General features: G+C 73.2%; 2 protein-coding genes. Both read right to left on the bottom strand.

Features of this window, described 5'->3' with window-relative positions; all coding sequences use genetic code 11:
* Positions 1-726, bottom strand: a 726-nt coding sequence (locus AB0M20_RS44550) for an alpha/beta fold hydrolase (RefSeq protein WP_364307639.1), incomplete at its 3' end; no start/stop codon positions are given.
* Between the two features lie 8 nt (positions 727-734).
* Positions 735-1,216: 2-oxo acid dehydrogenase subunit E2 (locus AB0M20_RS44545; RefSeq protein ID WP_364307638.1), on the bottom strand; the 482-nt coding region annotated here is incomplete at its 5' end.

Genomic DNA, 1,216 nt, shown 5'->3' with positions numbered 1-1,216 from the left:
CCCGCTGATGCCGGCGACGGCGGCGACCCGGGGCTCGAAGGCGGCGGCCCGCGGCGCGTAATAGCCGCCGAGGCTGACACCGGCCAGCCCGATGCGTTCGTGGTCCAGGTCGGTGCGGCCGGCGAGCAGGTCGAGCAGCGGGGTCACCGCGGCCTCGTAGTCGGGCCGGATCGGCAGGGCCAGCCCGGTCTCGCCCTGACCGGGCCCGTCGAGCGCGATGGTCGCCATGCCGCGGTCGAGGAAGGACTGCTCGAAGTAGAAGAACTCCTCCTTCGTCGAATCGAGGCCGGGGACCAGCACGACGTACGGCGGCCGGTCGCTGCCGGGCGGGCGCCGCAGATTCGCGTACGCGTACCCGCCGTCGATCGGGATCTCGAGGCGCTCGGCCGACGGATCCAGGCGTTGCAGCGCCAGGACGGTCTCCTGAACGGACCGCCGGGTCGCCTGCTCGACGAGCGCGGCGTCCAACGTCCACACGAACTTGCCGAAGTGCCGGTTGACCGACGCCCGGCGCCACGCCTGCCCGGCGGTCAGCCGGTGCCCGGCGGCGTCGGCCTCGGCGGCGAACTCGGCCTGCTCGTCGGCGGTGCGGTTCCACTGCGGCAGCCAGTCCGCCCACGTTTCGGTGCGGGCAACGGTGGCCATCAGGTCGTTGTAGTCCACGCCGTTCTGGATCAGGCGCGGACCCCAGTGCGCGAGGGCGGTTTCGATGGCGGCGTCCGGCATGGTGTCTCCTAAGCCAGGATGCGGAGCGGGGATTCGAGCAGGGCGAGGAAGGCGGCCATCCACTTCGCCGCGGTGGCGCCGTCGACCGGCCGGTGGTCCACGGACAGGCTCACCCGCAGCACGGTCGCCACGCCGAGGTCGCCGTCGGTCACGACCGCTTCCTGACGTGCCGCGCCGACGGCGAGGATCGCGGCCTGCGGCGGGTTGATCACGGCGGTGAAGTCCTCGGTGCCGAAGACGCCGAGGTTCGTCACCGTGAGGGTGCCGCCCTCCAGCTCGTCCTGTCGCAGTCTGCCGTCCCGCGCCCGGGCGACCGCGTCGGCGCCGGTCCGGGCCAGTGCCGAGACGGTCAGCCGTTGCACCCCCCGGATCACCGGCGTGACCAGCCCGTTGCCGGTGGCCACGGCGACGGCGATGTCGACGTCGTCGAACTGCCGGACGGCGTCGGCCGTCCAGACCACGTTCATCTGCGGCACGGCGACGTGGGCCC

Source organism: Actinoplanes sp. NPDC051633 (genome assembly GCF_040681735.1).
GTDB lineage: Bacteria > Actinomycetota > Actinomycetes > Mycobacteriales > Micromonosporaceae > Actinoplanes.
The sequence above is the reverse complement of the archived record's forward strand: the minus strand, read 5'-3'. Positions and strand labels throughout refer to the sequence as shown.